The organism is Flavobacterium sp. (assembly GCF_041392005.1).
Taxonomy (GTDB): domain Bacteria; phylum Bacteroidota; class Bacteroidia; order Flavobacteriales; family Flavobacteriaceae; genus Flavobacterium.
Genome location: NZ_JAWKMX010000009.1, coordinates 1 through 17899, shown reverse-complemented (window position 1 = coordinate 17899; position 17899 = coordinate 1). Strand labels below are relative to the sequence as shown.

The 17899-nt window shown below is 30.3% G+C and carries 17 protein-coding genes and 1 CRISPR repeat array (1 of these 18 cut by a window edge); of the genes, 6 read left to right on the top strand and 11 right to left on the bottom strand.

Annotated features, from left to right (window positions below; genetic code table 11):
• Positions 1 to 3875: direct repeats of the CRISPR family, unit length 36 nt; unit sequence GTTGTGGTTTGATTAAAGATTAGAAATTACGATATT (it extends 471 nt beyond the left edge of the window).
• Between the two features lie 106 nt (positions 3876 to 3981).
• The 4 genes from cas2 to dnaA form a co-directional block, all read right to left on the bottom strand.
• Positions 3982 to 4311 (bottom strand): CRISPR-associated endonuclease Cas2, encoded by a 330-nt coding sequence (gene cas2, locus R2808_RS06150; RefSeq protein WP_371270084.1) that lies wholly within the window; start codon positions 4309 to 4311, stop codon positions 3982 to 3984.
• On the bottom strand, positions 4302 to 5186 hold the full coding sequence (gene cas1, locus R2808_RS06145; protein ID WP_371270083.1) for a type II CRISPR-associated endonuclease Cas1: 885 nt from the start codon (positions 5184 to 5186) through the stop codon (positions 4302 to 4304). The genes cas2 and cas1 overlap by 10 nt, the downstream gene beginning before the upstream one ends.
• Positions 5187 to 5275: 89 nt before the next feature.
• Positions 5276 to 5716 (bottom strand): low molecular weight protein-tyrosine-phosphatase, encoded by a 441-nt coding sequence (locus R2808_RS06140; protein ID WP_371270082.1) that lies wholly within the window; start codon positions 5714 to 5716, stop codon positions 5276 to 5278.
• Between the two features lie 19 nt (positions 5717 to 5735).
• Positions 5736 to 7163, bottom strand: a complete 1428-nt coding sequence (gene dnaA, locus R2808_RS06135; RefSeq protein ID WP_371270081.1) for a chromosomal replication initiator protein DnaA — start codon at positions 7161 to 7163, stop codon at positions 5736 to 5738.
• 236 nt (positions 7164 to 7399) lie between these two features.
• On the opposite strand from dnaA, the gene R2808_RS06130 reads away from it, so the two are divergent.
• Positions 7400 to 7801, top strand: coding sequence for an acyl-CoA thioesterase (locus tag R2808_RS06130; RefSeq protein WP_371270079.1), 402 nt, complete (start codon positions 7400 to 7402; stop codon positions 7799 to 7801).
• Here R2808_RS06130 and R2808_RS06125 read toward each other — a convergent pair.
• Genes R2808_RS06125 through ribD form a run of 4 tightly spaced genes read right to left on the bottom strand, consistent with a single transcriptional unit; the run spans position 7796 to position 10921 of the window.
• On the bottom strand, positions 7796 to 8422 hold the full coding sequence (locus R2808_RS06125) for a YigZ family protein (protein ID WP_371270078.1): 627 nt from the start codon (positions 8420 to 8422) through the stop codon (positions 7796 to 7798). The two genes, R2808_RS06130 and R2808_RS06125, sit on opposite strands and share 6 nt — an antisense overlap.
• Position 8423: 1 nt before the next feature.
• The gene (locus R2808_RS06120; protein WP_371270076.1) at positions 8424 to 9281 is read right to left on the bottom strand and encodes an EamA family transporter; all 858 of its coding nucleotides are present in this window, start codon (positions 9279 to 9281) and stop codon (positions 8424 to 8426) included.
• Positions 9274 to 9885 carry an HAD family hydrolase gene (locus R2808_RS06115; protein WP_371270075.1) on the bottom strand — a complete coding sequence of 204 codons (612 nt, stop codon included), beginning with the start codon at positions 9883 to 9885 and terminating at the stop codon, positions 9274 to 9276. Before R2808_RS06115 ends, R2808_RS06120 begins: the two co-directional genes overlap by 8 nt.
• Positions 9878 to 10921 carry a bifunctional diaminohydroxyphosphoribosylaminopyrimidine deaminase/5-amino-6-(5-phosphoribosylamino)uracil reductase RibD gene (gene ribD / locus R2808_RS06110; protein ID WP_371270074.1) on the bottom strand — a complete coding sequence of 348 codons (1044 nt, stop codon included), beginning with the start codon at positions 10919 to 10921 and terminating at the stop codon, positions 9878 to 9880. The genes R2808_RS06115 and ribD overlap by 8 nt, the downstream gene beginning before the upstream one ends.
• Before the next feature lie 79 nt (positions 10922 to 11000).
• Between ribD and R2808_RS06105 the strand changes: the two genes are divergently transcribed.
• From R2808_RS06105 to R2808_RS06095, 3 genes are read left to right on the top strand one after another with little or no spacing between them, the layout of a single operon-like run.
• Positions 11001 to 11477 (top strand): GNAT family N-acetyltransferase, encoded by a 477-nt coding sequence (locus R2808_RS06105; protein WP_371270073.1) that lies wholly within the window; start codon positions 11001 to 11003, stop codon positions 11475 to 11477.
• On the top strand, positions 11478 to 12380 hold the full coding sequence (prmC, locus tag R2808_RS06100) for a peptide chain release factor N(5)-glutamine methyltransferase (protein WP_371270072.1): 903 nt from the start codon (positions 11478 to 11480) through the stop codon (positions 12378 to 12380).
• Between the two features lie 42 nt (positions 12381 to 12422).
• Positions 12423 to 12791, top strand: a complete 369-nt coding sequence (locus R2808_RS06095; protein ID WP_371270071.1) for a four helix bundle protein — start codon at positions 12423 to 12425, stop codon at positions 12789 to 12791.
• Between the two features lie 54 nt (positions 12792 to 12845).
• On the opposite strand, the gene R2808_RS06090 is transcribed toward R2808_RS06095, so the two are convergent.
• Entirely contained in the window at positions 12846 to 14087 is a 1242-nt protein-coding gene (locus R2808_RS06090; protein ID WP_371270070.1) for an ABC transporter permease, read from the bottom strand.
• Between the two features lie 162 nt (positions 14088 to 14249).
• Between R2808_RS06090 and hisS the strand changes: the two genes are divergently transcribed.
• The gene (hisS, locus tag R2808_RS06085) at positions 14250 to 15623 is read left to right on the top strand and encodes a histidine--tRNA ligase (RefSeq protein WP_371270069.1); all 1374 of its coding nucleotides are present in this window, start codon (positions 14250 to 14252) and stop codon (positions 15621 to 15623) included.
• 1 nt (position 15624) lies between these two features.
• On the top strand, positions 15625 to 15978 hold the full coding sequence (locus R2808_RS06080; protein WP_371270068.1) for a hypothetical protein: 354 nt from the start codon (positions 15625 to 15627) through the stop codon (positions 15976 to 15978).
• Positions 15979 to 16341: 363 nt separating this feature from the next.
• On the opposite strand, the gene R2808_RS06075 is transcribed toward R2808_RS06080, so the two are convergent.
• Together R2808_RS06075 and R2808_RS06070 are read right to left on the bottom strand one after the other, a co-directional pair.
• A complete protein-coding gene (locus R2808_RS06075) occupies positions 16342 to 16980 on the bottom strand; it encodes a response regulator (RefSeq protein ID WP_371270067.1) in 639 nt (212 codons plus the stop codon).
• Positions 16977 to 17744: a sensor histidine kinase gene (locus tag R2808_RS06070; RefSeq protein WP_371270066.1), complete on the bottom strand. Its 768-nt coding sequence runs from the start codon at positions 17742 to 17744 to the stop codon at positions 16977 to 16979. Before R2808_RS06070 ends, R2808_RS06075 begins: the two co-directional genes overlap by 4 nt.
• Between the last annotated feature and the right edge of the window lie 155 nt (positions 17745 to 17899).

The following is a 17899-nucleotide window of genomic DNA, read 5'->3' as shown; positions in this document are numbered from 1 at the left end:
GATTAAAGATTAGAAATTACGATATTTCATCTGAAACTTATGATGATGGAGAATATGTTGTGGTTTGATTAAAGATTAGAAATTACGATATTTTATTTTAAAACTACAGCCTTCTGCTTTTGTTGTGGTTTGATTAAAGATTAGAAATTACGATATTTCTTCTAAGTAACTTATAAACTCATTCCAAGTTGTGGTTTGATTAAAGATTAGAAATTACGATATTCGAGGAAAGAAAATAATTGTTGATTTTCTTGTTGTGGTTTGATTAAAGATTAGAAATTACGATATTTTCTGGTTACAATCAAAATGGTGATTCTGTGTTGTGGTTTGATTAAAGATTAGAAATTACGATATTAATAAATCGGCTATTTTACCCAATTTTTTAGTTGTGGTTTGATTAAAGATTAGAAATTACGATATTAAATTTAGAAAAACAAAAACAATTAAACATGTTGTGGTTTGATTAAAGATTAGAAATTACGATATTTCATCTGAAACTATGATGATGGAGAATATGTTGTGGTTTGATTAAAGATTAGAAATTACGATATTTTATTTTAAAACTACAGCCTTCTGCTTTTGTTGTGGTTTGATTAAAGATTAGAAATTACGATATTTCTTCTAAGTAACTTATAAACTCATTCCAAGTTGTGGTTTGATTAAAGATTAGAAATTACGATATTCGAGGAAAGAAAATAATTGTTGATTTTCTTGTTGTGGTTTGATTAAAGATTAGAAATTACGATATTAAATCTTTGGACTTCTTGAAAATGGTATCTGTTGTGGTTTGATTAAAGATTAGAAATTACGATATTGTTGTGAATTTCAACTCATACGCAAGTTTAGTTGTGGTTTGATTAAAGATTAGAAATTACGATATTTACCAGATAAAAATATCATAGGTATATTTCGTTGTGGTTTGATTAAAGATTAGAAATTACGATATTTACCGATAGTTAAATCATAATTTTTATTATGTTGTGGTTTGATTAAAGATTAGAAATTACGATATTGCTTCTATCTGCATATTTCTTGCGTTTTCCGTTGTGGTTTGATTAAAGATTAGAAATTACGATATTAGTCGCACTTCGTGCTTGTGCGACCGACCGTAGTCGTTGTGGTTTGATTAAAGATTAGAAATTACGATATTGCTACTAAAATTTTGAAGGATTCAAACCTGTGTGGTTTGATTAAAGATTAAAATTACGATATTCAATTCTGCGGGATTAAAACTACATAAGTTGTGGTTTGATTAAAGATTAGAAATTACGATATTAAACTATCTTTAATAAATTTCAGCCCCCGTTGGTTTGATTAAACATTAGAAATTACGATATTGATGAAGCAACAACGGTAAAGTGTTATTGTTGTGGTTTGATTAAAGATTAGAAATTACGATATTTTATTGCATTCACATCAGCCGAACAATGTCGTGTGGTTTGATTAAAGATTAGAAATTACGATATTGTATAAATTGTTTTTTTCCATGTTTATAGTTGTGGTTTGATTAAAGATTAGAAATTACGATATTGCTAATTGCATTCGTAAATTGCGCTGTTGTGGTTTGATTAAAGATTAGAAATTACGATATTCACCGATAAAACCGGTGCAGTTGTGGTTTGATTAAAGATTAGAAATTCGATATTTATGGCAATGCAAGTCAACGTCGCTCGTTGTGGTTTGATTAAAGATTAGAAATTACGATATTGCAAGAAGTAATGAGAAAGCTATTTCGGCTATTGTTGTGGTTTGATTAAAGATTAGAAATTACGATATTATTTTATTAATTTCTACAGTTTGCGTGGTTTTTGCGTTGTGGTTTGATTAAAGATTAAAATTACGATATTAAAAACGGTAAGGTTTCTAAATTAGAATATGTTGTGGTTTGATTAAAGATTAGAAATTACGATATTAAGCTCAAGTTTTACAAACTGGTATTATTAGTTGTGGTTTGATTAAAGATTAGAAATTACGATATTCTTTTTTTGTTTTACTAAATAAAAAAAGCGTTGTGGTTTGATTAAAGATTAGAAATTACGATATTAACAAATTTAATATTAACACGGCGGGGCGAGTTGTGGTTTGATTAAAGATTAGAAATTACGATATTTCTAAATAGTAAGCTCCGAAAGAAGTTACTGTTGTGGTTTGATTAAAGATTAGAAATTACGATATTAGAGATAGGAAGAAAAACACATTTAGAATGTTGTGGTTTGATTAAAGATTAGAAATTACGATATTTAAGGTGCAATACTATATTCTAAAGTTTCAGTTGTGGTTTGATTAAAGATTAGAAATTACGATATTAATGTTTGCGTTTTACAAAATTAGATAAGCGTTGTGGTTTGATTAAAGATTAGAATATTACGATATTACAAGTAATTGAACGGAGCACCACCTAACAGTTGTGGTTTGATTAAAGATTAGAAATTACGATATTGTCGTTTGTAATTAGGCTTTTACTATCCTCGTTGTGGTTTGATTAAAGATTAGAAATTACGATATTTTTAATCGTTTTCCATCAACAACCTCTTGGATTGTTGTGGTTTGATTAAAGATTAGAAATTACGATATTTAGGTTATTAATAACAAAATCCACCAAAAAGGCTTGTTGTGGTTTGATTAAAGATTAGAAATTACGATATTAGCGTTCAATTTCAGACAAGCGTAAAGCGATTATCCGTTGTGGTTTGATTAAAGATTAGAAATTACGATATTTCTTAATAACACTATTATTGTCCAGCTTTTTCTGGTTGTGGTTTGATTAAAGATTAGAAATTACGATATTTGACACAGAAAAAAGGTTTAGCGATTTGTTGTGGTTTGATTAAAGATTAGAAATTACGATATTAACTCCTTAAACTTTTCGCACTTGGTGAAGTTGTGGTTTGATTAAAGATTAGAAATTACGATATTTTTCTCAACACAACTGATAGAACAAGTTGTGGTTTGATTAAAGACAGAAATTACGATATTAATATTCTTTTACCATTGCAGCTTCGGTTGTGGTTTGATTAAAGATTAGAAATTACGATATTCCATCCATAAAGTTTTCGAAGTCAACTCTTGTTGTGGTTTGATTAAAGATTAGAAATTACGATATTGCGTTTATCTTTAAGGGCTTTGGCAGCATGTTGTGGTTTGATTAAAGATTATAAATTACGATATTTACCTCTTTTAAATTCGTTTGCGATCTTCTTGTGGTTTGATTAAAGATTAGAAATTACGATATTTTTCTATAATTTAGTAATTATTTGTTATATGTTGTGGTTTGATTAAAGATTAGAAATTACGATATTTTTTCGGCTGTGATTAACTTTGTAAATTTGGTTGTGGTTTGATTAAAGATTAGAAATTACGATATTACTCCTCCATAAATTTATCGTACTCCGCTGTTGTGGTTTGATTAAAGATTAGAAATTACGATATTTAAACATTGTTACTCTCGTTACTGTTGTGGTTTGATTAAAGATTAGAAATTACGATATTAAGTTCAAAGGCAGAAAACTGAAATTGTTGTGGTTTGATTAAAGATTAGAAATTACGATATTATTTGTGATACCATCTACCTTGTGTTCTGTTGTGGTTTGATTAAAGATTAGAAATTACGATATTCATTGAAATAAAAATTACGACCAACAATTGACCTAAAGTTGTGGTTTGATTAAAGATTAGAAAATTACGATATTAAATTTATAATACCGCCTAGATAATCTAAGTTGTGGTTTGATTAAAGATTAGAAAATACCGTATTTTTTTATAAATTCATTGTGAGTTGTGGTTTGATTAAAGATTAGAAATTACGATATTAAACATTGCTTACTCAATGTGTAGCGCCTGTTGTGGTTTGATTAAAGATTAGAAATTACGATATTAGCACCGCTTTTATCAATTGATTATCAAAACATTATCGTAAATTCTCAATTAAAAAAATGCTTCTTTTTTAGCTTGATAAACTAAGATTGAAGCATTTTTTTGTTTTTAAAACAGTTCTAATTGTGTAGGCTGAACCGTTTTAGCTACCTCTGCCCTTCCCCAAAAATTCATAATATTACCAAATTGCTTATCGGTAATTCTTAAAATGCTAACTTTTCCAAATGGCGGTAATAACTTAAAAATTCGCTTTTCATGAACATCAGCACTTTCACTACTAGCACAATGCCGTATATAAACCGAATATTGCATCATACTAAAACCGTCTTTTAACAAGTTCGTTCTAAAACCCGATGCGTTTTTTCGATCTTTTTTTGTTTCTGTAGGCAAATCAAAAAACACAAATAACCACATAACTCTATACGCATTTAAATCCATAGTTTTGGATACTTTATTTTTTTACGATTACCTGTAAAACATTGCTGTAGCGAACTTGCCGTTTTTTGCAATCCTACCATTAACGGACTTTTATCGGTTTTAAAATAAACTGTTCGCGTAAGTATTTGTAACAATTCTGCTTTAATAGCTGTGTTTAACTCTTGTTCTTCATATTGTTGCATTAATTCATAAACCTTTTCATCAACAATAGGTCGAAATGGTTCCATTATATCATCGGCTAAAGCAAAAGCATTGTATTTGCTTTTATGATGAATTCCTAAAGTATTTAACAATCCGCTAGCCGAAAGTGCTCTTGCGGTTGCGGCTCGTAACAACGCATAACCGTAGTTTAAAAAATTATTAGGATAATCGCCAAATCGTTCGCGTTTAAAATCTGTTTCAAAAAATGTTTTCCAATAAAAACTAGCTGCTACACCTTCCATATTTGTTGTATCGCCACTCAAAACTTTCGATGCTAAAAAATCGAAATTATTTTTCTTATTGGTAATTTTTTCTAATAGTATTCCTTGGTTAGTAATTTTTTCTATAATAGTTTGTTGCCAAAGTTGTTTTTTTAAAGGCAAACTTGCATTTATTTGGCTTTTAAATAATTCTTGTTGAATATGATGACTGTTTAGGTTTAGCAACATTCCATTAGGTAAATGATTGGTATTGCAAAAAATAACAGCGGCATTGTTATTAACCAATAAATTAATAGCAGGAATACTAATGTATGTTTCAGCATTATCAATTACTATAAAACCAATATCTTCAATTGGAATGGAACTTTCTCTGCTTTCGGTTTTAATTTTTAATTGTAAATGTTGCGTAGTAATAGAGGCTTTATTTTCAAGTAAAATAGATTTTTTTATCATTCTAACTAGTTTTATAGTAGAACAATATACAAATTAATGTTAAAAAAATAGCCTTATATGCTGATAAATAACATTTTAGGAAAGAAAAATCATCGCAAAACTTTCTTAGCAATTACATCGCAAACGGCATCAAGCATTTTATATACATGCTCAAAACCATCTTCTCCACCATAATACGGATCGGGTACTTCTACGTTTTTGCCAGAATAAAGCTCGTTTAAAATTAAAGTAACTTTCTTTTTATGATGATCCTTTTTAGCAAGAGCCAAAACATCAGCATAATTCGATTTATCCATTACATAAATAAAATCGAAAGTGTCAAAGTCGGAAATTGTAAACTTTCTTGCTTTTTGAGTCGAAATATCAATTCCATATTTTTTAGCCACTGCAATAGAACGCTTGTCGGGTTGCTCGCCAGCGTGCCAACCTCCTGTTCCTGCAGAATCTACCAAAAAATTAGTTTGTGGTAATTTGCTTTTTAATATACCTTCTGCTAAAGGCGATCTACAAATGTTGCCCAAGCAAACCATTAATATTTTAATAGGCTTTTTAATGCGAAAATTTTTTGTTTAAATCATCTACAAACTTTCTAAACTGCTTATCGGTTGCTATTAGATTATCAACTGTTTTACAAGCGTGTAACACTGTAGCATGGTCTCTATCACCTATTTGATTACCAATATTTGCCAAAGAATTTTTAGTGTATTTTTTAGCAAAAAACATTGCCAATTGGCGCGCTTGTACTACATGACGTTTCCTTGTTTTAGATTGTAAAGTATCTAAATCTAATTGAAAATAATCGGAAACTACTTTTTGAATATAATCAATAGAAATTTCTCGTTTAACGTTTTTAACAAACTTTTCTACTACTTGTTTTGCTAATTCTAAATTAACTTCTTTTTTATTGAAAGAAGATTGCGCAATTAACGAAATAATAGCTCCTTCTAGTTCGCGAACGTTTGTTTTAATGTTTTTGGCCACATATTCTACAATCTCTTCTGGCATAGTAACGCCATCTCTAAACAATATATTTTGTAAAATAGATATTCTAGTTTCATAATCGGGCTGGTGTAACTCTGCCGATAAACCCCATTTAAACCGCGATAGCAAACGTTGTTCTATATCTTGCATATCAACAGGCGCTTTATCTGAAGTTAAAATTACTTGCTTGCCATTTTGGTGTAAATAATTAAATATATGAAAAAACACATCTTGCGTACCCGATTTTCCAGATAAAAACTGAACATCGTCAATAATTAATACATCTATTAATTGATAGAAATGAATAAAATCGTTGCGCGTATTTTTTTTAACAGATTCTATAAATTGCTGGGTAAAAACTTCGGCAGAAATATACAAAACGGTTTTTTCTGGGTGTTTATCTTTTATTTCTACTCCTATTGCGTGCGCTAAGTGTGTTTTACCAAGCCCTACTCCACCAAAAATTAACAACGGATTAAAAGATGTTCCACCCGGTTTATTAGCAACAGCCATACCCGCATTTCGAGCCAAACGGTTAGAATCGCCTTCTAAAAAATTATCGAAACTGTAATTTGAATTTAATTGCGATTCTATATTAATATTGCGAATACCAGGAATAATAAACGGATTTTTAAGCTGCGGGTCTTTTTGCACTATAGGCACATCAACCTCTTGTGTTTTTACAGCTTGGCGAGAGTTACTAGGCAACTGGTGTGTAAATGGAGCTTTATTACCATAAGTATTTTCCATTTTAATTTTATATAGTAACTTTGCGCCTGTTCCAAGTTCTTTTGTTAATGCTACTTTTAAAAGTTTTACATAGTGTTCCTCTAACCATTCGTAGAAAAATTTACTAGGAACTTGTATAGAAAGTGAATTGTTTATAAGTTCAACTGGCTGTATAGGCTCGAACCAAGTCTTAAAGGCTTGTTCTTGAATATTGTCGCTTATAAAAAGAAGACAGTTATCCCATACCGATTGCGCAGTTTTACTCATAAATTCTCTTTTACTTTTGGTTTTAGTTAAAAATCTGTTTTTTTAGAGATTAAAAAAATCAGTTTCGCGATAAATTTGGTTAGGCAAATATGTGAACATTTTTTGGTAAAAAAAAATAAAACACTATTGATTTTTTAAAAAAAATATGGTATGCAAATTAACTTTTTTATGACTCTAATTTTCTTTTTAAAAAAAGAGTAAGAATAGTCGTATTAATTTATAAAAAACACATAAAAATGAAACAATTTTCTATAAAAACAAGAGTGCGTTATGCCGAAACCGATCAAATGGGAGTTGTGTACCACGGAAACTATGCGCAATATTTTGAAATGGGTAGAGTTGAATGGTTGCGAAATTTAGGAATTTCTTACAAATCTATGGAAGACGAAGGCATAATGCTTCCTGTGGTTACCTTAACAATGAATTATAAAAAACCAGCCCGCTACGATGAATTATTAACAATTTGTACTATTTTTAAAAGTCAAACATCGGTTAAAATTGAATTTGACTATGAAATTTACAACGAAAAAAACGAGTTGTTAACAACTGGTTACTCTATGCTGGTTTTTGTAGATATGAAAACAGGAAGACCTATTGCTCCGCCAAATTATATAACCGATAAATTAACCAATTTATAATGTTTCTTTTTCTGTAATAGTAACACCATATAAACTCTCAAAAATATTGTAAATTTCTTCAACATTTTTTTTTCGAGTGGCAATTTCAATCTCGCAATTCATTTCCATTTTTTGGGAAACAATATCAATATTTTTTTCTTTAATTACACGCATTACTTTATTCATATTTTGATAATCAAAACGAATAGTAAAATGCTTGTTAATAGTTTTTTCAACAATTACTGCATTTTCGAGTGCCATTTGTGCTGCTGTTCTATAGGCTGAAATTAATCCGCCAACGCCTAGTTTTACACCACCAAAATACCTAACCACCACTACTAAAACATTGGTAACATTAAACGATTGAATTTGTCCATAAATAGGCATTCCCGCACTATTATTTGGCTCGCCATCGTCATTTGCTCGATATGAAATAGTTTCTGTTCCTAATTGAAAAGCATAGCACCAATGCCTTGCCGAATGGTGTTCTTTTTTTAATTGCGCGATAATTTCTTTTACTTCATCTTCGGTAGAAACAGGAAAAGCATAACCAAAAAACTTGCTGTTTTTCTCTTTATACAAAACCTCTTCCGATGCGGAATTTATAGTTTTATAAATATCATTTATGTCGTTTTCGTTCATTCTATTGGGTAACCAAAAATAAAGCTATAAGTGCTAATAGTATTCCAATGTAATTGAGTTTGTATAATTTTTCTTTAAAAAATAGCAACCCAATTAAAGTGGTTAGCAAAATTACACCAATATTTAGTATTGTAAAAATTGTAGCACTACTTAATGTATCTATTTGAAGTGAACGGGTGGTAAAATACAACGAAAAATAGTTGGGAATTCCCAAAAATAATCCTGCAATTAAATTTTTTAAAGCGAAGTGTTGTTTTTTGATAAAAAATAAAAATAATAAAACCGAAAAACCACTTAAAAAAGCAAATAAAAAGGCAAAGCCCGAAAATAAAGCGGTTTCACTTTTATTTAAATACGAATGTTGGGTTACGTTTATTAAAGTATCAACTGTTCCTGAACCTAGAAATAATAGAATAGGAAAACCAAAATGCGATATCGTAAAGCTTTCGTTTGGTTTTTTCGATACAAAATAAACTGAAATAATAGCCAAAAATAAACCTATCCATAAAAATAACGAAGTAGGTTCTTTTAAAATTAAAATTCCAAAAAGTGCAGGAATTACCATCGACATTTTACTGGCAACCGAAGCTACCGTTAAATTGGTAACCAAAATGGTTTTTGCCATTACATTAAAAACAGTAACAAATAATACACCTATAATTATTGCAAATGGGAACCAACTTTTATATGAAATTTCAGAAAACTGAAACGGAGTTTCGCTAAAATACAAACCTAAAAATGAAGCAAAAAAATAGTTACAAACAATAGCTTGAAAAATATTAATGTTTAAAATTTTAAAAATCTTAAATACAACGTATAAAATACTCGAAAATATAATGGTAAACAGTATATTAAGCATGCAACGATTTAAAAAGCTGTGGCAAGTGGGTTACATCTTGCGTTGCTGGGTTTAAATGCCAAGTAAGAAGACCTAATTTCTCGGCGCCTTCAATATTTTGTAGCGTATCATCAACAAACAATGTTTTTTTAGGGTTTAAATGGTGCATATTCATTATAAACTGAAAAGCCGAAATATCGGGTTTGCGAAAACCAAATTCGAATGAAAAATAAACCTTCTCAAAACAACTGTAAAAATCGCGAGCAAACGATTCGCCGTGCAAATACTCAAAACGTTCAATGTGGGTTTTATCGGCATTGCTTAATAAAAATAGTTTGTATTTATCGGTTAATATTTGCAAAAAATCAAGACGTTCTTCAGGAAAATCAAGCACCAAACTGTTCCAAGCTTTTTTAATTTCGGGCAAACTTGCATTAGGAACAAATTTTTGAATGCCTTTTAAATAATCGTTTTCTTCAATTTTTCCCTTTTCATATAAATCGTTTAACGCATCTAAATCGGTATTCCATTCTTTTAAGCCTAATTTCTTTAAAGCATCAAAAGTTTTATCTGGGTCAATATTGACAAAGATATTTCCGAAATCAAAAATAATAGCTTCAATCATAATTCTTGATATAATTTAGTTGATCATCAAATATAAACTCTTTTTTGAAAGTCTTTTTATTTAAAACAGGAGCAGATAAACCACTATTTAAATTATTTTTTCCAATAAAAATACGAGCTTCATCCCAAATTTCTGCCGAAATAAACGCTTCAAGTGTAAACTTTCCGCCTTCAATTATTATCGACTGAATATTTTCAACATATAGTGATTTTACTAAAAAATCTAAAAATTGAATATCAAATATAGCTTTTTTGTGTGAATATTTTTTACTTTCTGTTAAAAAATTAGCTTCTGAAAATATAATTGTAGATTGTTTTCCATTTTTAATTTCAAAATTTTCAGGAATTTTATTGGTTTTATCAATTGCTATTCGAATTGGATTTTTTCCATAATAATCACGTGCATCAAGCTTTGGATTATCATCTAAAACAGTTTGCGTTCCTACCAAAATGGCTTGCTCTTCGGTACGCCATTTATGTACCAATTGTCGGGAATATTGATTGGTTATCCAAACGGGACGATTTTTATTTTTAAATAATGGTGCCAAAAAACCATCGGCGCTTTCTGCCCATTTCAAAATAATAAATGGACGCTTTTTTTCGTGAAATGTAAAAAAACGCTTGTTTAATTCTCGGCATTCTTTTTCTAAAACACCAACCAAAACATTTTTCCCCGATGCTTTCAATTTTTGAATGCCTGTTCCGGCAACTTTTGCAAATGGGTCAATCGTTCCTACTACAACATTCGGAATTTCATGAGCAATAATTAAATCACAACACGGCGGTGTTTTACCAAAATGACTACAGGGTTCTAGTGTAACATAAATGGTAGCTTCTTTTAAAAGCGACTTGTCTTTTACCGAATGTACCGCATTAACTTCAGCATGAGGTTCACCAGCTTTTTTATGCCAACCTTCACCAATGATTTTTCCATCGTGTACAATAACGCTTCCCACTAACGGATTAGGATAAGTTGTTCCTAAACCATTTTTAGCTAATTGTAAAGCACGTTCCATGAAAAATTCGTGAGTCGTCATTCTACAAAAATAGTGTTTTTAACAATCTTTTGCGATAACCATGTGTGAATTTTAGTACTTTTACGCATATCTTTTTACAATGATTTTACGAAAAATACAACCTCAAGATAATGAGCAAATTGCAAAAGTAATTCGTGATATTTTTGACGAATTAAATGCGCCAAAAGAAGAAACTGCCTATGCTGATCCAATTTTAGATCAGTTGTATGATGTCTATCAACAACCCAAATCGATTTATTTTATTGTAGAACATGAGGGTAAAGTTATTGGCGGCGGAGGCTTAGCGCCTTTGGAGAATGCAACGGAAGAATTTTGCGAACTTCAAAAAATGTATTTTTCACCACAAGCACGCGGTTTAGGTTTGGGCAAAGAAATTATTGAAAAAAGTTTGACTTTTGCTAAAGAACAAGGTTTTACAAAATGTTATTTAGAAACCTTACCATTTATGCAAAATGCAAGAAAATTGTATGAAAAAATGGGATTTCAGTATTTAGAAAAACCAATGGGTTGCACGGGTCATACGAGTTGCGATGTGTGGATGATAAAAGAATTATAGATGACAATTAAGGAACAAAAAATACATTTTCAAAACGAGTTGCAATCCCTTTACGATAAGGAAGAAATTGACAGTTTTTTCTTTATAATAACGGAAAAATTCTATCAAAAAAAAAGAATTGATATTTCATTACAACCTGATTTTGAAATTACAAATACATCTGAATGGGAAAAAATAATTTCTTATTTAAAAGACGAAAAACCGATTCAATATATTTTAGGAGAAGCTTGGTTTTATGGTTTACTATTTAAAGTGAATGAAAATACCTTAATTCCTCGTTATGAAACTGAAGAGTTAGTAGAATGGATTATTAAAAGTCAAAAGTCAAAAGTCGAAAGTCAAAAGTGTGTTATATCGAGCGGAGTCGAGATGTCAATTTTAGACATCGGAACAGGAACGGGTTGTATTCCAATAAGTTTAAAAACCAATTTACCGCAAGCGGAAGTTTTTGCCATTGATATTTCAGAAAAAGCATTGGAAGTTGCTAAACAAAATGCAAAAAATAATAATGTAGATGTTAACTTTATTCAAGCAGATATTTTAAAAGTTGAAAATTTAGATAGCCTTTTAACTTTCAACTTTCAACTTTCGACTAAATTAGACGTTATCGTTTCCAATCCGCCATATGTTCGAAATTTAGAAAAAGAAGAAATAAAAAAAAATGTTTTGGATTACGAACCGCATTTAGCACTTTTTGTAGAAGATAACGATGCTTTATTGTTTTATAGAAAAATAGCACAATTGGCAAAAAAAAGTCTTAAACCAAATGGATTTCTTTTCTTTGAAATCAATCAATATTTAGGAAAAGAAACCATTGAATTATTAGAAAAATTAGGTTTCAAAAACATCGAACTTCGTAAAGATTTAAAAGGAAATGATAGAATGATAAAATGTACGAGTTAAGAATTACGAGTTACGAATTTAAGCTTTCAAAAATGTACTGAAATGAGAATAGATATGAAATCAAGAACAAAAAAGTTTACAATAGCTTGTTCTTTGTTGTGTTCTAAATTGCCGCATTCAAGAGAGTTTAATGCTTATGTAAATCAATTAATTAGAAGTTCAAGTTCGGTAGGAGCAAATTATAGAGCTTCTCAACGAGCTAAATCAACAGCGGATTTTATTAATAAACTAAAAATAGTCGAGGAAGAAGCTGATGAAAGTTTGTTTTTTCTTGAAATCATTTCTGAAATAAATACAAATCAAAAAATAAAAAATGAAATAGAATATCTTTTAAAAGAAGGTAATGAAATCTTAGCTATTGTTGTCGCTTCAATAAAAACTTTAAGAAATAATCAAAATAATAAAAAATAGCGCTTTCAAGTTTTTAAACTTCGTATTTCAAACTTCGTAAATCGTACTCAAAAACTACTCATATCGCAACGCTTCAACCGGATCTAATTTTGAGGCTTTAATTGCAGGGTATAAACCAGAAACAATGGTTACAATAAAAGTAGTAATAAATGCCGCAATAATGGCTAACCAAGGAATTGCGAACTGAAATTTAAACGCCATTGCAATACCGAAACCGCTTAAAATGCCTAAAATAATTCCAACAATTCCGCCCAATTGTCCAATAACCAAAGTTTCGGTAAAAAACTGCCACGCAATAGTGCTTCGCTTTGCGCCAAGTGCTTTTCGAATACCAATTTCACGTGTTCTTTCGGTTACAGAAACCAGCATAATATTCATTAAAGCTATAGACGAACCAAAAACGGTAATTACACCAATAACCCAAGCAGCAATACTTAACGTAGCCGTATTGTCTAACAAAGTTTGAATTAAATCGTCGCTACGTGAAACACCAAAATTTTCTGTTTCAATTGGGTTTAATTTTCGAATTCTTCGCATAGTTATAATCGCATTATCAACCGCTTCATCAAGCAAATTTTCATTAGTAACCATTACCGATAAATCGTAATTTATATTTGGTTGCGAAAAAATAGAACGCGCAATTTGATTTGGAATTAAAACCCGTAAATCTTGGCTGTTGCCAAATGTTGAACCTTTTTCCTTTAAAACACCAATAACTTTAAATTTTGCACCACGAATAGAAATCGTTTTATCTAAAGGATTCATATCTTTAAAAAGTCCTTTTTCAAAATCGGAGCCTAAAACACAAACAAAATTATTATTAGCAATATCGAACGAATTAAAGTTTCGTCCTTTTGCAATTTGCAAACCTTTATTAGGGCAAAAATTCTCATCAACACCTACAATGGCAATTTCTGGATCGGTTTTTTTATCGCTATACTTTACTTCTACATTTGAAGCAGCGGTAAACGATAACGAAGTTTGCGTAAACGGAAAATTATATTCGTCTTTAAAAGCTTTTGCTTCTGGATAACTAATTATAGGATTTATTCGTGTATCCGAATTGTTTCGGTTTATTTGAGAAGAAGCATCGTAACGACTTATCGAAAATGTATTAGCGCCCATTGAGGCAAAATCGTTTAAAATAGTATTCTGTAAAGCCGAAACTACCGTTAAAATTCCTACTAAAGCTGTAATTCCTAATGCAATAATAAAAACCGTTAGCGATGTACGCAAAACCTGACTTTTAATTGAGTCAAGAGCTATTTTTGTGTTTTCTTTAAATAATCCTACCATACTGAAGTATTAGACTACTATTTTAATTTTTTGTTACAATTTTTTAGAAAATAGAGCAAAGAGAAAAGTACAAAGAAATAGATTTTTTATACTGATGAATAAATTCGATATTTGCACTACATTTTCAAATTATCTCATTTTCAAATTATCAAATTTAGAATAATGTCAAAAAAACCAGGAATACCAAAAGGAACACGCGATTTTTCGCCTATTGAAGTTACCAAGCGTAATTATATTTTTACTATTATAAAAGCTAATTTTGAAAAGTTTGGATTTCAACCCATTGAAACACCTTCGTTTGAAAATTCGGAAACATTAATGGGAAAATACGGCGAAGAAGGCGACCGACTCATTTTTAAAATTTTAAATTCTGGAGATTATTTGGCAAAATCAAACGAACAGTTTTTAACAAATAAAGATAGCTTAAAATTAACAGCCCAAATTTCCGAAAAAGCACTGCGTTACGATTTAACGGTTCCATTTGCACGCTATGTGGTTATGCACCAAAATGAAATTGAGTTTCCGTTTAAGCGGTATCAAATGCAACCCGTTTGGCGTGCCGATCGTCCGCAAAAAGGACGTTTTAGAGAGTTTTATCAATGCGATGCCGATGTGGTAGGTTCTAATTCGCTTTGGCAAGAAGTAGAATTGGTACAATTATACGACTCGGTTTTTACCGAATTAGGTTTACAAGGTGTAACCATCAAAATTAATAATCGTAAAATTTTATCAGGAATCGCAGAAGTAATTGGTGCTAGCGATAAATTAATTGATTTTACGGTTGCATTAGATAAGCTAGATAAAATAGGTGAAGATGGTGTAAAAAAGGAAATGCTTGAAAAAGGTATTTCAGAAAATGCCATCGAAAAAATACTACCGTTATTTAATTTTACCGGAACAATTTCGGAGAAAATAAAAAAATTAGCTAATTTACTTTCAACTTCAGAGGAAGGAATGAAAGGTGTACAAGAACTACAGTTTATTTGCGATAGTATAAGTGAAATAGGTTTGCAATCGGCTACTTTAGATTTAGATGTAACGCTAGCTCGCGGGCTAAATTATTACACCGGTGCTATATTTGAAGTGGCCGCTCCACAAGGTGTTGCTATGGGTTCAATAGGTGGCGGCGGTCGCTACGACGATTTAACAGGAATTTTTGGATTAAAAAACATGAGTGGCGTTGGTATTTCATTTGGGTTAGACCGAATTTATTTAGTTTTAGACGAACTTAATTTATTTCCAGAAACGGTTTCGGCAACCTCAAAAGCTATGTTTTTAAATTTTGGCGATAACGAAGCTAAATATGCTATGAAAACCATTGCAAAACTGCGTCAAAAAAACATAAAAGTAGAACTATACCCTGATAAAGCCAAAATAGGGAAACAATTTCAGCATATTGATAAGCGAGGAATTCCGTTTGCTGTTTTAGTAGGAGCCGAAGAAATTGAAAAAAATAGTTATACCGTTAAAAACTTAACAACAGGCGAGCAACAAACTGTAAATTTTGACGCACTGCTTGAAATTTTAAAAGACTAAAATGGAAATTGATAACGATGCTAAAAAAGTACTTTGGTCGTTACAGAACAACAAACGAAACGAAGAAGAACGAAATGCCTTTAAACCGACAGGGAAAAAACCAAAATCGAACGGACCAAAATATGTAACCGTTGTGTTAATTGGGCTTTTAGCCTTAAGTTTTGTAATGACGCAGTTTCAAAAAAACACAATAAACGTTTGTATAACTTCAAACTATTGTATCGATTCTAAACGCGATACGTTTCAGTATGTTTTGTACGTTTTTATAACTAACGTAATTGTGGTTTTCGGAATTTATTTTGCTTACAAAATAGGTGTTTGGATTGGCGAAAAATTAAAAAATAAAAGGCTTTAGAAAATCTAAAGCCTTTTTTTATTCGTAGCGAAGACGGGAGTTGAACCCGTGACCTCAGGGTTATGAATTTAGCAATCAGTATTTTTATAATGTATTTACTGGGCTTGCAAGTCCATAACTTGTATGTTTTTTACAAAATCGTGTTCAATTTTATGTTCAAGATTAGAGCTTGATTATTAATAATTTTATAATTAAATTCAAATGTAAAAAATTATATGATATAAATTATTTTTTAATATTAAATCAAGTCATTTTTTACTAAATATCAAAGGTATTCGAAGCTTTTTGAAGCATTTTTTAACATCATAACCCATGAATAATAAACTACAAATACTTAATCAAAAATCCTCCAAACTAATTGCATTAATTTTGAGAGCATACAGAATAACACCTATAAAATTTTTGGCATGAGTCTTTTTCATAATATTTTTTTTTGTGATTTTCCACAGTACGAGAACTTATATATAATTGATTAGCAATCTGTTTAGTGCTTAATTCAACACAAGCTAGTCTAACAATCTCAATCTCTCGTTCTGTTAAGAAAATAGTCCCATTAGAGTCTAGGGATAAGCCTTCTTTCTTATCCCATAAAATAGCATCTCTAATTACTGAACCTAACTCATTGTCAAAATAATAATCGTGCTCCTTTATTTTACGGATAGCTTTTTCCAAATTTTCTGGAGATGAGTTTTTAGAACAAAAACCATTAGCTCCACATTCCATAACATGATGTATAGCTTCTTTAGAAGTTAATTGAGAAATAATTAAAATTTTAATATCAGGATTAATCATTTTTAATCGCTTACACACTTCATAACCATTCAATATAGGCATTTGAATATCAAGCAATACAACGTCAATAGCAGTAGTATCTACATAATCTATAAAATGTAATCCATCATCAGTATCATAAACAATATCAAAATCATCCGATGATTCTAGCAACAAAGCCAAACTTTTTCTGAAAAGTTGGTGGTCATCAACTAATGCAATTTTAATCATAATTCTTTAGGTAAATAAATAACAAAATGATTCCCAGTAACGACTTTTCTCTGCTCCAATGTAGCATGAATACTCTTCAATCGTGATTGTATATTCTGCAAGCCAGAACCAAATGATGTCTTATAACTCGACATAAAATCAAATGGCACACCATCATCAACTAACTCTAAACATATACGGTTATTAATCTCGTAAAAAAACAACTTACATTCTTGTATAGAGCCATATTTCAGCATATTGGAAGTAAACTCTTGTACTATTCTAAATAACTCATACCCTACTGAATCAGACACTACAATTTCTTTAACATTATCTTGTAGTGAAAATTTTTTATTCGAAGATTTACTCAAACGTTCAAAATAATCCTGAACTGCCATTACAAATCCACGAATTTCTATTAAAGGAGGCATAAGCTTGTACGAAATAAATCGTGTACTCTCAATGGTATCTTCCAAAGCATTGCGTGTATCTTTTAGTAGACTCTGCAATTGTTCTTCCTTTATTTTTCGTGATAGCAATAAAAAATAGTTACTAATTGCTCTCAAATCACTCTGCACACCATCATGTAAATCTTGAGCAATACGTTGACGTTCCTTTTTTTCCGAATCTAGTATTGCTTTTAATAAACGTTCAGATTCCAATTGTTTTGACTTTAAAAATTGTTTCTGGTAAAACATAACCAAAGACAATAATCCAAAAGTTAACAACAACATTACAGATGTTCCTAACCAAAATAATATTTTTACTTCACTCGGGCTTTCCATACTCCTATTATTAATAACGAACGTAAGACAAAGTTTAATAGTATATTTAAAAGCCACTAATACTGAAAATTAGATTTATCATATGTATATATAGAACTTGATACTAAAAATAAAAATACAGTTCCACAATAACAAATTATTAAACCAGAAACAAA